At 66.4% G+C, this 13,390-nt stretch carries 8 protein-coding genes and 4 pseudogenes; 4 read left to right on the top strand and 8 right to left on the bottom strand.

What is annotated here, in order from left to right:
• Positions 1–260: 260 nt before the first annotated feature.
• From GO592_RS36655 to istA, 3 genes are all read right to left on the bottom strand, one after another.
• Positions 261–860: a recombinase family protein gene (locus GO592_RS36655; RefSeq protein ID WP_007299270.1), complete on the bottom strand. Its 600-nt coding sequence runs from the start codon at positions 858–860 to the stop codon at positions 261–263.
• 224 nt (positions 861–1,084) lie between these two features.
• Complete coding sequence (gene istB / locus GO592_RS36650; protein WP_202715274.1) at positions 1,085–1,855, bottom strand: IS21-like element helper ATPase IstB; 771 nt, start codon at positions 1,853–1,855, stop codon at positions 1,085–1,087.
• An 8-nt stretch (positions 1,856–1,863) separates the two neighbouring features.
• A complete protein-coding gene (gene istA / locus GO592_RS36645; RefSeq protein WP_202715273.1) occupies positions 1,864–3,378 on the bottom strand; it encodes an IS21 family transposase in 1,515 nt (504 codons plus the stop codon).
• Between the two features lie 248 nt (positions 3,379–3,626).
• Between istA and GO592_RS36640 the strand changes: the two genes are divergently transcribed.
• Positions 3,627–4,133 carry a hypothetical protein gene (locus GO592_RS36640; protein ID WP_007297898.1) on the top strand — a complete coding sequence of 169 codons (507 nt, stop codon included), beginning with the start codon at positions 3,627–3,629 and terminating at the stop codon, positions 4,131–4,133.
• A 102-nt stretch (positions 4,134–4,235) separates the two neighbouring features.
• On the opposite strand, the pseudogene GO592_RS36635 reads toward GO592_RS36640, so the two are convergent.
• Positions 4,236–5,382 (bottom strand): annotated as a pseudogene (locus GO592_RS36635) (IS30 family transposase).
• Between the two features lie 65 nt (positions 5,383–5,447).
• Positions 5,448–6,347, bottom strand: a complete 900-nt coding sequence (locus GO592_RS36630; RefSeq protein ID WP_007297814.1) for an IclR family transcriptional regulator — start codon at positions 6,345–6,347, stop codon at positions 5,448–5,450.
• A gap of 191 nt (positions 6,348–6,538) precedes the next feature.
• On the opposite strand from GO592_RS36630, the pseudogene GO592_RS36625 reads away from it, so the two are divergent.
• The 3 genes and pseudogenes from GO592_RS36625 to GO592_RS45075 all read left to right on the top strand — a co-directional run.
• A pseudogene (locus tag GO592_RS36625) lies at positions 6,539–7,717 on the top strand (NADH:flavin oxidoreductase).
• A 184-nt stretch (positions 7,718–7,901) separates the two neighbouring features.
• Complete coding sequence (locus tag GO592_RS45080) at positions 7,902–8,666, top strand: Ca2+-dependent phosphoinositide-specific phospholipase C (protein WP_011599319.1); 765 nt, start codon at positions 7,902–7,904, stop codon at positions 8,664–8,666.
• 5 nt (positions 8,667–8,671) lie between these two features.
• Positions 8,672–8,959: pseudogene (locus GO592_RS45075) on the top strand (serine/threonine protein kinase); the annotation flags it as partial.
• Between the two features lie 481 nt (positions 8,960–9,440).
• Here GO592_RS45075 and GO592_RS36615 read toward each other — a convergent pair.
• From GO592_RS36615 to GO592_RS36605, 3 genes and pseudogenes are all read right to left on the bottom strand, one after another.
• Complete coding sequence (locus tag GO592_RS36615; protein WP_007297810.1) at positions 9,441–11,789, bottom strand: FHA domain-containing protein; 2,349 nt, start codon at positions 11,787–11,789, stop codon at positions 9,441–9,443.
• 561 nt (positions 11,790–12,350) lie between these two features.
• Positions 12,351–12,613: pseudogene (locus GO592_RS36610) on the bottom strand (acyl-CoA-binding protein).
• The gene (locus GO592_RS36605) at positions 12,570–13,244 is read right to left on the bottom strand and encodes a hypothetical protein (protein ID WP_007297808.1); all 675 of its coding nucleotides are present in this window, start codon (positions 13,242–13,244) and stop codon (positions 12,570–12,572) included. The pseudogene GO592_RS36610 and the gene GO592_RS36605 overlap by 44 nt, the downstream one beginning before the upstream one ends.
• Between the last annotated feature and the right edge of the window lie 146 nt (positions 13,245–13,390).

Genomic DNA, 13,390 nt, shown 5'->3' with positions numbered 1-13,390 from the left:
GGCGTCCCGGAGAAACGGATCCTGAGCAGATGGTGTTCGAAGCCGACGCGCCTCGGCGAGGGTGATAACGCCCTGCAGAAGAAGTTTTTCCACCATTCGCTGATCCTCACGCATCAACCAGCTCATGCCACTCCAGCGGGATCGATCTCGGTGCGCGCCCCCATCGCCACAGTCTAAGAGCCGACAGGTATCGGCACGTCCGATAGCCGAACGTCCGCCGGTGCGGCCGGCCCGGCGAACGTTCGAAAGGACTGAAAGCGCTAGGTACTGGAAACTGAGTAACCGTCGTGTTGAGGTCGGCGGGCGCGTTTAATCGCCCGGTACACCGTCGACCGGCCCACCGAGAACAAATCCGCCAGTTCAGCGGTCGAGTACTCGCCTGACGTGTGAAGCTCGACCAGGTGCCGTTCCTGGCGTGGGTTGAGCTTCGGCTTCTTGCCCTTCAGGTGTCCCTTCGCCTTCGCGATCCGCATCCCCTCCCTCGTTCGTGCCCGAATCAGGTCGCCCTCGAACTCGGCGACCATCGCCAGGACGTTGAACAACAGGCGGCCGACCGGGTCGGTCGGATCGTGCAACGAGGCTCCGATCTGTAGGCACGCGTTCCGGGACGTGAGCTCGTCGACGATGTCCCGGGCGTCGGGCAACGAACGAGCCAGGCGATCCAACTTGGTCACCACGAGAGTGTCGGTGTTTCGGCACGCTGCAAGGGCGTTCTGCAGACCGGGCCGCTGACGAATGGTTCCGGTCAAGCCGTGATCGACGTAGATCCTTTCCGGTGAGACGCCGAGCTTGAGCAGTGCGTGCTGCTGTGCGGTCAGGTCTTGCTGATCGGTGGACACTCGTGCATACCCGATGTACATCGCTGATTCCCATCTCTTGAACGCGCAACGCCGGCGGCGTGGTGCTTGGGACTCAACGGTCAGATAACACGACGAGGGCTATTAGACCCGCTCCCGATGAGCTAGTGCCCTAGTGCACTGCCGTTGGCGGATCCCTGACCGCGTGGGTCTTCGCTAGCGGGACTGAGTTTCGTCAAGTGGTCTGGCCCCGTTGATCGGCATGAATTGCGGCCCCACTGGTGGGGTCAGGCGCGTTTTCGGTGGTGGGTCTTGCTGGTGCGCAGTCGATAGGATTGGGTGCCGGTTTCGAGGATGTGCGCGTTGAAGGTGATGCGATCGACGATCGCGGCGACCAGTCGTGGATCGGGAAAGACGGTGCCCCACTCCGAAAACGGCAGATTCGATGCGATCCCAATACTCGCTCGTTCCTCCCGTTCGGTGATGATCTGGAACAGCATTTCCGCTCCGCGGGGATCGATTTGGACGTAGCCGAGTTCGTCGAGCAGCAGCAGATCCAGGCGCCCGTAGCGGGCGACGACGCGGGAGAGGATCCGTTCGTCGGCGGCCTCGACGAGTTCGTTGACCAGTTGGGCGCAGGTGATGTAGCGGACTCGGCGGCCTTGTTCACAGGCTGCCAGGCCGAGCCCGATCAGCAGGTGTGATTTGCCGGTGCCGGAATCCCCGAGCAGCACCACCGGTTCGCCGGCGTCGAGGTAGCCGCCGGCCGCGAGATGCCCGAGCGTGCCCGCAGAGATGCCCGGCACGGCATCGACGTCGAAGTCGGCGAGCCGTTTGATGCGGGGGAACTTGGCGTCGTTGAGTCGACGCGTCCGGCGTCGTTCGGTGCGGTCGTCGACCTCGGCGGCGAGTACTTCGGCGAGAAACGCCAGATTTGATTGTTGTTCTCGGACAGCGATTTCGGCGATCCGGACCGCTTCGGTCCGGATGGTCGGCAGATGCAGTTCGCGGGTAGCCGCGCCGATCGCGGCCTGGGCTGCGGCGTCGGAGGAGACCATGTGAGACCTCAGCTTCCGGTGAGCAGGGTGTCGTAGGCGGTCAACGACGGAACGGGACGGTCGTAACGGGTGAGCACTCCGATCGGGACCGCGGGGGTGGAATCGGTGCGGGCCAGTCGGCGGGCATCGATGAGGACGAGTTGGGGATCGATGCACCCGGTCTCGATGGACCGGTCCAGGGCCTGGCGCAGTACTTCGGGGGCCAGGCCGCGGTGCGCGAGCAGCACGTCGATCAGGGCGCGGGTGCCGGCGCGGTCACCGAGCAGGTTGCGGGCGCTGTCCCAGTACCGCTGGTGGCTGACGGTGAACGCCCCGACCGCCTTGGCCTGCGCCAACGCGGTCGCCCCGGGAAGGGCGCCTGGTTTGCGGATCAACACCTCGAGGTAGTGATCGAGGGTGAGGACCTCGGTGAACCGGCCGAAGGCCCGGTCGTGAACCGCGACCATCCGAGACCCGTCGAGCACCTCGACCCGGCCCGCGCTCAGCCGCACCGGCAACCGCCGGCCCGCGTAGCGGGCGGGCACGGAGTAGAAGTTCTGCCGCACCGACACCCGCGCATGGGTGTCGACCCGCGCATACAACAGTCGCGCGCAGTCGAACGGCTCAGCAGGCAGCGGGAGCAACGCGGGTTGCTCGTCGGCGAACGCGGCGGCCACCGTGATCGGTCGGCCCCCGATGACCCGGGTGTCGTCGATCAGGTCCGCGGCGGCGACCTTCTCGTTGAGTTCGGTCAACGACGCGACCTTCGGCACCGGAACCAGGTGCCGGCGCCGGAATCTGCCGATCTCGCCTTCCACGCCGCCTTTCTCGTGGGCGCCACCCCGGCCGGGGATACAGAAGAACGAATCGAAGCCGTAGTGGCTGCGCAGGGCGACGAATCGGTCCGACTCGACCCGGTCACGACCCCGAAGCACCCGCACCACAGCAGGTTTGAGGTTATCGTAGCGGATACGATGCGGCACACCGCCGAACCACTCGAAGGCCCGCACGTGTCCCTCGAAGAACGCCTCCTGCGCCTGGGTGCCGAACACCACGTGACAGGCCCGCCCCGAATGCGACAGGCGCATCACGAACATCCAGCACTTGGTCATCTCCCCGCCGATGACCGCGTAGACCTCCCCGAAGTCAACCTCCGCCTCCGCGGCCGGCAGGTGGGTCTGCGGCACCGTCACCTCGACCTCGACCAGCCCCAACTCGCTGCGTCGGCGGCGCACATACCGGGTCACCGTCGCTTCCGACATCGTCGCCCCGTGCTCGGCGACCAACCGCTGCCACACCCTCCGCGCGGTATGTCGCTGCTTGCGCGGCGCCTGCTGGTCGGCAATCAGCCAGGAATCGATCAGCTCGGCCCAGTCATCGATCGCCGGCCGGACCCGGCGGCGATACGGTTTGCGCGGTGGTGGCACCGCCGAGGCCAACGCCTGCCGCACCGTGCGTCGATGCACCCCGTGCCGCTGGGCCAACTCCCGAATCGACAATTCCGAATCCCGCCGATCACGGCGGATCTGCTCGAATAATTTCATCCGCGAACCCGATCTCTTCACCGGTCCTCCCTCGCTGAAACACGTCCAACGAGGAGAATCCGAACCCGGGTGGGGCCAAGATTCGTGCCGACACGCCGCACCACCCGTCCGCAACCACCGGCCACCTCAGCCGGGGCCGGAATTCGTGACGATCAGTGGCCGAACTGGGGCCTACTCAGGTGACCACACCCACGGGACAGAACTACTTTGTCACCCGGAGCAAAGATCTGCCCGTTCATACTCGAACGATGTCGCAGTTCAGTTGGATCGACAACCCCGTCTCCCCGGAACTGGGTGCAATCGCGCACGGACCGCTCCTGCTATCCGACTCGAACGGCTACCGCGTGGGACTTCGATACCTCATCGCGTATCGGAATGTCATGGATATGGCGCTGACCGTCTCCGCTTCGGGATTGAAGTCAGCGGAGCTTGCCGCCCAGTTCCGCACCACCTCCGCCCAGTTCCGCACCACCTACGGTGCCGCCGATCTGCCTTTGGTTGGAACGTCCGAGGGTGGGTTCAGTACGTGGGTGGTGTCGCCCGACCTGAACATTTACACGGAGAGGTCGAGCCAGAATCCGCACACGGAGGAAGGACACTACGTCCGTGAGTTCTCCCATGTCATCAATGGGCGTCCCACCGGCACCTCCCTCGAAATCGAGTACCGATGGCCCACCATCGGCCTCGACCGGACACGCGTCGTCTTGGAGATTCCACCGGCTCGAGCTCTCGACGAAGCGATTGTGCCGATCTGATCCGCCTCCGCCTCCGCCGAGGAATGCGATCACCCACGGGACGGGTCGAAGGCTCAACGGTCGGACGGTTCGTCCCGGTCATGGTTCGGCGGATTCTGGCGGTCATCGCAACAGCAGTCGTTCCATCTCTTCGATGGGTGTGCGAAATTCTAGCCGTTTCCGGGGGCGCTCATTGAGTTGCCGTGAGACCCACTCCAGGTCTGCTTTCGAGTGCACACTCAGGTCCGAACCTTTGGGGAAGTACTGACGGAGAATGCCGTTCGTATTCTCGTTGGTCCCGCGCTGCCAGGGTGCGTGTGGATCACAGAAGTAGATGTCGATGCCGGTGGCCGCGCTGACGCTCTTCCAGTCCCGCATCTCCGAACCCTGGTCCCACGTCAAGGTTCGGCGCAGGCTCGTGGGCAGCGTCTCGAGCTGTTCGGTCAACGCGGGTGCGGTCTGCTCGGGCTTGTATCCGTCGGGCAGATGAACGAGCATGACGGTGCCGGTGGAACGTTCGACGAGTGTGCCGATGCGCTCAGATTCCGTTTGCCGATAATGAGATCACCCTCCCAATGTCCCGGTACTACACGGTCTTTCACGTCTTTGGGGCGGTCCGCGATGTTGGCCATGTCGGGGATCCGATTCTTGCGCTGGCCGGCCTTCCGACTGGGTCGGCGCAGCCCACGTCCGGTCCGCAGCGACCGGGTGAGGGTGTGTTCGAGTCCGCCGCGGGCGGGTTGGTAGAGCGATTGGTAGATGGTCTCGGTGCTCACCCGCATCTGTGGATCGTCGGGGAAATCGAGTCGGAGGCGGCCCGCGATCTGCTCGGGTGAATGGCGCTCGGTCAGGGATTTCTCGACCGTCTCGCGCAGCGGCGGATTGGTGGCGAGCTTGGACGGCTTGGGCCGCGAGGCCCGATGGTAGGCGGCTGCGTGCGCCGATCTGGCTCGGTACCGCCCGGACGGCTCACGATTGCGGGCGATCTCGCGTGAGATCGTCGACGGACTCCGGTTCAGGGCTTTCGCGATCTCACGAAGCGTGTGACCTGCGGCGATGCCGATGGCGATCTCTTCCCGCTCCGCGAACGTCAAACACCGGCCCTTCAGGTTGCGGCCACGCCGGGGACGCACCCCACCACAGGCCGCAAGCCACCGAGCACCCTGTTTGCGATACGAGCCGGCCGCCTCGGCCGCGCCCGTGATGAACTCACCCGCCGCCATCCCCGACCAGAACGTCTGAAAGATCTCCGGAACCATCCGATGAGAATATTTCGCCATGTGCAACACCCTTTGATCAGTGGTGTTGCGATCACCGCACGAACCCAAGGATCGCTTACCGGCCGCCGAGGGCGATGCTCGCGTGTTGTGCCGAGTCGACGAGGGCGGTGGCCCATTGCGTGCACTGGGCCATCGTGGCGTCTACGCGTTCGGGGACGAGGGTCAGGGTGTACTGCTGACTGCCGTGCCGATCGAAGATGGGCGCGCTGATGTGGGCGACCGGGATGGTGGCGGTGGCATCGATGGGCTCGGTGAGCAGATACTCGGACCAGTCGGTCGGCGGGAGATGCCGGCAGAGCTCGTCGATGATGCGCTGTGGCAATCCCGAGGATAGGAGGCTCGCGAGCACGACGGTCGACGTACCGGATGTGCGTAGGCATTCGATGATGTAGCCGCGCCGACGTCCACCGTCGATGATGGCGCGGACCGACTCGTCACCTGCCGCCTCGTCACCGGCCACCAGGGGAAGCAGCGGCGGCCGGCTCAGCCATGCGTCGACCACCGTGTCGTGCTCCCACGCGATGTTCACCAGCCCGAGAGGCGGCGCCAGCGGCAATCGCTCGCCGACGAGGTCGCGGCGGTCCCCGGCCATCGCGGCGCCGAGCCTGTCGAGAATCACGATGTGGCCGTCGTGCGCGGCGCTGAGGACACAGCTGATACCCAGGCGATCGTGCAGCGCGGTCACGAAGGGGCGAACCAGATCGAGATTGGCGAGCCCGGATTCGGCGGCCGACCCGAGGCGCAGCAGCGCCGGCCCGAGGCCGTACGACTTCGCCGCATCTCGCGTGACGAACTCCGCATCCGTCAACGCGGTGAGGATGCCCAGGCAGGTGGGTTTGTTCAGATCGAGAGCGGCCGAGACCTGGGTGAGCGTGAGCCGTTCGCGCGGCGTGTCCGCCAGCAGATTGAGGATCTGCACGACCCGTTCGGTCGGCGGCGACTTCCGCTCGACCACCGGCGGGGTCGGCGTTTTCCCGGTGCCGACTCTTGAGACGGCCAGCGGAGTGTGCTTAGAATCACCCGCAGATTTGAAATCTTGCATTCATATTTTGTAACACATGGGTGTGTTGGGATCCAGCCCGATCCCGCCTCGACTGGCATACCCAGCACCCGACTTACCGCACCACCGTCAATCGGAGAACAGAGATGACCTTGCACCACCCCGATGCGCTGGCACCGGCACAGCTCGGCCCGATCACCCTGCGCAACCGGATCATCAAGTCGGCGACGTTCGAGGGAAGGACGCCGAACGCCCTGGTCACGGATGAGTTGATCGAGTTCCATCGGCGCTCCGGCGGCGGGCGGGGTGGGCATGACGACCGTCGCCTACTGTGCGGTCGCGCCGGAGGGGCGCACCGAGTACGGGCAGCTGTGGATGCGTCCGCAGGCGCTGCCGGGCCTGCGGCGGCTCACTGACGCGATCCACGCCGAGGGAGCGGCGGCGTCCGCGCAGCTCGGCCATGCCGGGCCGGTCGCGAACGAGAAGTCCACCGGGTATCGGGCACTGGCACCGTCACGGTCGTTCAACCCGTTGAGTATGCGGATGATCCGATCCGCCTCCGCCGCCGACATCGCCCGGATCACCCGGGCGCACGGCACCGCCGCCCGGCTCGCCGTCGAGGCCGGATTCGACGCGGTGGAGATCCACTTCGGGCACAACTACTTCGCGAGCTCGTTCCTGAGCCCGAAGCTCAACCGCCGCACAGACTCCTACGGCGGTTCGCTCGCGAATCGGGCCCGCATGGTCCTCGACACCGCACGCGCCGTGCGCGGCGCCGTCGGCGACAAGATCGCGATCCTGGCCAAGCTGAACATGGACGACGGGGTGCCCGGCGGCTTCTGGATCGACGAGGCCATCCAGGTCGCGCGGTGGCTCGAGGCCGACGGCAGCCTCGACGCCCTGGAGCTGACGGTGGGCAGCTCACTGCTCAACCCGATGTACCTGTTCACCGGGGACGCGCCGATCCGCGAGTTCGCCGCGGCGATGCCGCAGCCGGTGCGGTCGGGGGTGCAGCTGGTCGGGAAGCGAATGCTCCACACCTACCCCTACCGGGACCTGTTCATGCTCGAACACGCGCGGCAGATCCGCGCGGCGGTGACGCTGCCGCTGGTACTGCTCGGCGGGGTCACCGACCGGGCCGGCATGGACACCGCGATGGCCGAGGGCTTCGAGTTCGTCGCGATGGCCCGGGCCCTGCTGCGCGAGCCGGACCTGGTCAACCGGATCGCCGACGACGCCTACACGAAATCGCTGTGCATCCCTGCAACAAGTGCATGCCGACGATCTTCACCGGTGCCCGCTGCGTCCTCGTCCCCGACTGCTGAAACCGTCCCGAGCGCGTTGCCCAGGGCTTGAGGGGCACCGCACGAGGTGCATACGTGGTCCGCGCTACTCCACACCTCCCGCCCGAGATCCGCACAGCATCTCGCGTTCCTGCCGGCAGGCGGGAGACCGCGGGTGTCCCGTCGACCTACCCAGACAGTCTTCGAACCAACTCAAAGGAGAGTCATGCATTTCCCACGTCCTTCGTCGAGGCGCAGATGGACCATCAGGGCTGCCATCGCGGCATCGATGTGTTCGCTTCTCGCCGGAGTCGCCGCTCCGACGGGCAGCGCCGCTCCGCCCGGCGGCGGACACAATCCCTATCCGCTCGATGACACCCTGCGGATGAACCAGATGCAGACCATGGGCACCCACAACAGCTACCACACCGGGCTGATACCGCAGGGCCTGCCGCCCTCGGTGGCCGCCAGCTTCCCGGGCTACACGCTTCCGCAGATCACCGCTGCGCTCGACTACCGGCACAAGCCCCTGACCGAGCAGCTCGACAACCTCGGTGTGCGGCACATGGTCTTCGACGTCTATGCCGACCCGCAGGGTGGCCGCTACGCCGACGCCCCGATGCTCGCCGAAGTCGGAGCGCCGACCCGGATGGCCGACCCCGCCTGGAACGAGCCGGGAATGAAGGTCTTTCACGTACCGCAGGTCGATCAGCAGACCTCGTGCGTGAAATTCACGCAATGCCTCCGCGAACTCAACGCATGGTCGGACCGGAACCCGGGCCACCTACCGTTCATGGTCGTGGTCGAGATCAAGGACATCGACGTGATGAACACCGATCCCCATCCACCGCTGAGCCCGTGGGGGCCCGGGGACTACAACCGGCTCGATGCGGAGATTCGGTCCGTGGTCGGCAACAAGCTCATCACCCCCGACGACGTCCAGGGCAAGTACCCGACCCTCGAGGCCGCCGTGAAGGACAACGGGTGCTGAAGCTGGCGGCCGGGTCGAGCACACAGACCGAGCTGTTCACCGGCCTCAGCTACCCCTGGGGGGTGGCGGTGGACACCGCGGGAAACGTGTACGCCGCCGACTGGAACAACCGGGTGCTGAAGCTGGCCGCGGGGTCCACCACCCCGACCGAGCTGCCCTTCACCGGCCTCCACTACCCCGAGGGGGTGGCGGTGGACACCGCGGGGGCCGTGTACGTCGCCGACTGGCGCAATCTCCGGGTACTGAAGCTAGCGGCGGGGTCGAGCACCCCGACCGAGCTGCCCTTCACCGGGTGGTGAAGCTGGCGACGGGGTCGAACTCGCAGACCGAGCTGCCCTCCACCGGCCTCAACAATCCCGAGGGCGTGGCGGGATAGCCGGGGGCCGTGTACGTCGCTGACGTGCTGACCGTCTGCTGCCACCGCTGCGGCGACGGCCCGCTGATCCCGAGGCCGACGATCTACCGACTTCGGCCCTGGCCTGGCTCGAGCGGCACGGATGGGCAGCGAGCCCGGACCTGCTGTGCCCCAACCACTCCTGACGTCTGGGTATCACGGGCGGGCGTCCCGTTCGCTCGGCTCAGTACGCATCGGCACGGCCCGCATCGTGATGTCCTCTGAAGAAATGCCAGGAAACTGAGACAGATTGCGGTGGCCATACCGTGAGACAAATGATAAACGCGCAGGTCGCAGCGCCCATATCCGATGCGCTCAGTTCAGCGGCTGCGTGTGACGTCGCCTCTGGCGGCGTGCGTGTCGGTCTGTCATCGCTTAAGTTAAGACTTCAGGCGGAGGTGACGCAGGGTCGCGAACCCAAGCGCCGCGCCGAGGACGACCAGAATCGCAACGTCGAGCAACCATATCTCGGATGTGTGCTGCCACAACTCATCTGGCTGCACCGTCGCGACGTGTGCCCGAAGATCGACCGTCGACGCCCCGGCCGCGAAGCCCCATCTCGCTGGGAACAACCAGGACAGCTGGTCGAGCACGGCTCGGTCGGTGACCGGGATCAGCCCACCGCACATCACCAGCTGCGCCATGACGGTCACGACCAGCAGCGGCATCACCTGGTCACTCGACCTCGCGAGCGCGGAGAGCAGCAGCCCCACCATCACACAGCAGCACGCCGTCAGGGCGATGTCGACCAGCAATTCGACACTCCCCGGGGGGATCACCGCACCCGAACCGGGTGCCCCCTTACCTGCCACCACGATGCCCACGAGCACGATCGATTGTACGAGGGCGGCGAGGCCGAACACGATGCTCTTCGCGAACAGGTACGCGGCCGGCAGCAACCCGACTGCACGTTCGCGGTGGTAGATCGTGCGTTCGCCGACGAGGTCGCGTACCGACAGCGCCGACCCCATGAAACAGGCGCCGAGAATCAGGAGCACCATGACCTGCGCCGGCTCCGTCGGTGCGCCCGGGCCGGCCATGCCGAAGCCCGCCTCACCCGGGACCACGAGCGAGAGCGCGCCCAGGACGAAGGGGAGCACGACCAAGAAGGTGAGATAGCCGCGATCGGCGAGGATCAGCCGAAGTTGGCGGCGCGCCACCGTGGAGATCTGTCTGCCGGTGCTGGTGTGCGCCGGCCTGCCGGGTGGTCCGACTCGGGGCGGCGCAGGGGCGGGCCGCCTCGACCCCCGTGCCTCCCGCGCCCGGTATGCGGCGAACACGCCGTCCGGGTCCGCGCTGACCCTGGTGAAGATCTCCGCCCAGTCCGAACTGCCCAGTGCGGCTCCGACTCCGGCGGGGTGTCCGCAATAGGCGGTCTTCCCGCCCGGAGCGAGCAACAGCACCTGGTCGCACATGTCGAGGTGCGTGACCGAGTGCGTGACCACCACGACCACCCGACCGGCGTCGGCGAGTTGGCGCAGCATCGCCATCACCTGCCGGTCCAACGCGGGATCGAGGCCCGAGGTCGGTTCGTCGAGGATCAGCAGCGACGGGCCGGTCAGCAGCTCCAGCGCCACCGACGCACGCTTACGTTGGCCGCCGGAGAGCCGGTCGACCCGGGTGTCGGCGTGCTCGGTGAGCGCGAGCTCCGCGAGTACCCCGGCGATCACCCGGTCGCGGTCGGCGGCCGTCGTATCCGGCGGTAACCGCAACTCGGCCGCGTAGCGCAGCGCCTGGCGAACGGTGAGCTGGCGGTGCAGCACGTCCTCCTGCGGGACCAGCCCGATTCGGGTGCGCAGCGCCGGGTACTCGGCGTGCAGATTACGGCCTTCGAAGGTGACCGCGCCGCGGGAGGGACTGGCGGAGCCGGCGATCACCCTTGCCAGCGTCGATTTCCCGGCACCGGACGGTCCGATCATCGCGGTCAACGAACCCGGCCCGGCGCCCATCGAGACGTCGACCAGCAGTTGTTTGGTGCCCTCGACGACGAACTCCACGCCGTGCAGACTCAGGCCCGTCTCCGCGGGGGCACGTTGCCGATGCCGGACGCTCCCGCCCGCAACGACGAGGTCGACCTTGCCGATCGTCACGATGTCGCCCTCGCACAGCACCGTTCTCCGCGTTCGGGCACCGTTGACGAAGGTGCCGTTGACGCTGCCGAGATCTTCGATGCCGAGGCCCTCTCCAATTCGGACGAGCCGGGCGTGGCGTCGCGAGGCGAGTACATCGTCGACGACGATCTGATTTTCGCCGGTACGACCGATGGTCAGACCCGCCGGTGGAATACGGGTGGGTGCACTGATCGGCGCCGTCGACGGACGATGCCGGACCGGAGGCCGCTGCGTGGTGCTCGCCATCACCGTCTTGTGCACAACGGGGGTCGGCGTGTGCGCGGGCGTCGGTGAACGCTCACGTCGTGACCGATGAGGGGTCAGCACCACCAAGGGCCCGGTGGCGGGATCCCCGAGACGCAGCTGAACCTGTTCGTCCACGCGCACCGGTTGAACGACACGCCGACCGTCGATGAAGACCCCGTTGGTGCTGCGCCGGTCGGTGAACACCCAGCCGCCCTGCCACGACAGCTCCGCGTGGACCCGGGACACCCAGGGACTGTCGACGGTCAGGCCGACCTCGGGTGCCCGGCCGATCGTGACCGGCTCGCCAGAGTCGAATATCCGGTCCACACCGTGGATGCGGACGGTAATCGCGTGCACCCCCGGTTTGTTCATACACCAAATCATATTCCAGTCGGTGACTCGCCGATGCCCGCCACCTGCGGTTTCACACCCGGGAGCGCAGGTCCCGGCGCGAACGGTCACCCCGACCTTCCGGAGCCCCTCGAGATCCGAACAGCCGGACTCGGCCATCGAACGGCGCGGTGCGCCCACCAGATTCAGCGAACGAACGGGTCGTCACGCGGTGGCACGCACCGACCACCGGTGGCGTCCACGGTGCAGCACCTGCAGGGCGATCCGCACCGGCGACCGCGTTGATTCGCGCGCCACACCGTGCGCCTCCCCCGACACCCACCACGCGTTCGATGGTGTACCCGGTGAACACCTCGTACAGCAATCATCGAGAAAGAGAATCAAAAGCCGCCTGGGGTCTGAGGGGAATCGATCACACCTAGGAACCGAGGTCGCTCAGCGCAGTTACCCGTCATCCCGCATGTCCTCAACCATGAGCATGAGGCATCCGGTGCACCCGGTGTACCGGATGAAGTCGACAGCCGAGGGCATGTATGACGCCGTGCCGCCAATCTCGGCGGCGGTGCGGAGCCTCCCCCGAACTCAGCCCTGCGTGAGCCGGGCTACCAGGTCGACGTAGCCCTGCTTGGCGTCGGCACTGCTCGTACCGCCAACGTGGCCCAGGCGTCGTACTTGGCGCGGTTGACCATGTCGAACCGCCCGGGCCGCTTGCCCTCGACATCACCCTGCGACCCCTGCTTGAGCAGCGCGTACAGCCGCAGTAGCTCAGTGTTTCGCCCAGCCCAGGTAGGGCGCCACCCGTCAGGTGACCGTGACCGTTGCGGCGACCGCTCCGCTGCTGTCACACACCACGGTCACGGTTTGCTCGCCGGGTGGAGTACCAAAATACAAGGTGAGAGAGCCGGTATCATCCACCACGCCATCGAGGAAGAGCGCCTCGTTCGCGTCGGTGGTGGCTACGCATGTCTCTCCCGGCGCCGCGCCGGCAATGAAGATGTCGGCACCGCCGGGGCCGCCATAGATGTTAACGAAGTAGCCCTGGGCGGGTCCTGGGGCCGGTGCTGGGGCCGGTCCCGGGCCGGGTCCGGTGGGTGTGACCGTGACCCATTGGCCGTAGCCTCCGCTGCTGTCGCACGCCAGAGTCACCTGGTGGTCGCCGGGCTCGGCCGGAATAAGGATTGCCAGAAAACCTGCATCATCCACTACGCCGCCAAAGGTGTAACCGTTGTCGTCGACCAGACAGTTCTCCCCTGGCGTACCGTCGGTTACATATACTTCGACCTCGCCGGCATTGCCATACATCTCAACGGTTCCTGCGGCGGAGGCTATTCCATCGCCAAAAAGCACCAGGGGAACCGTGGCGCCGACACACACAGCGGCACGAAGACCGGTGTGTTTCATGATCGAACCCGTGACTGGGGGCGCCGGTGTGTCGGCGGCGACGCGAGCGGCGGACTTGACGAACTCGGGGAACATGGCGGGTCCTTTTCTGTGAGTGCCTCGGCGGGTAAGAAAAGGATCTGGCATGCCGCTTGTCGGATTCTGAACAAAGTCTTGTGATGGACTCGCGAACTCGACGCGAGCCTGGCACCGGTCAGCGCCACTCCGGCGAGACTTCTGCG

It is taken from the genome of Rhodococcus sp. 21391 (assembly GCF_016772255.1).
GTDB classification, from domain to species: domain Bacteria; phylum Actinomycetota; class Actinomycetes; order Mycobacteriales; family Mycobacteriaceae; genus Rhodococcus_F; species Rhodococcus_F opacus.
This window is presented reverse-complemented; position numbering and strand designations above follow the sequence as displayed.